The sequence below is a fragment of the Streptococcus sp. HMSC10E12 genome (genome assembly GCF_001807855.1).
Taxonomy (GTDB): domain Bacteria; phylum Bacillota; class Bacilli; order Lactobacillales; family Streptococcaceae; genus Streptococcus; species Streptococcus salivarius.
This window is the reverse complement of sequence record NZ_KV791087.1, coordinates 5,232-5,916: the sequence shown is the minus strand read 5'-3', so window position 1 is coordinate 5,916 and position 685 is coordinate 5,232. Positions and strand designations below refer to the sequence as shown.

Annotated in this window: 1 pseudogene; it reads left to right on the top strand. The window is 43.6% G+C overall.

The features are described 5' to 3' along the window. A pseudogene (locus HMPREF3112_RS11575) lies at window positions 1-685 on the top strand (choline-binding protein); the annotation flags it as partial.

The window sequence follows — 685 nt, the reverse complement described above, 5'->3', positions numbered from 1 at the left end:
AATGTCGTCTCTGACAGCAATCTTGAGACAAGTGCTAGCCTCATTACAAGAACCGAAGTGGCTCCAACGAGTACTGTTGTCGGGAATACTTCTAGTGAAGCAGTCTCTACTGACACTACATCTACTAATGTGGCTAGTCAGCCTGCAGAAGCAACTGCTACACAGCCTGCTAACGAGACTGATAAAAAGGGTGGGGCAGCTCCAGTTAATGAAACAACTACTGCTGATAGGAGCGTTGAAATCTCATCTGGGACAAGCGACAACGCAACTACTTCACAGGAAACACCTTCCCAAGGTGGCAAGTTCACTTCTGATGATCAAGGCAACTGGTATTATCTAGACAGTGACGGCCACAAACTGACTGGTCCACAAACCATCGATAACTTTAACCTCTACTTCCATGACAATGGAATCCAAGCAAAGGGTGAAAAGATTACCATTGATGGCAAGGATTACTACTACGATAAAGATAATGGGCGTAAAGTAACTGATACAAGCATTGAAGTAGACGGTAAAACCTATTTAGCAGATGCTGATGGCATCCTTACCGAAAAAACGCAACTACCAACCCAGGTTGTAACTGGTGGTCATTTCCAATCTGACAACCAAAAAGACTGGTATTACTACACTGCCAATGGTGAAAAATTGACGGGTTGGCAAAATGTTGATGGTGTCATCCTTTATT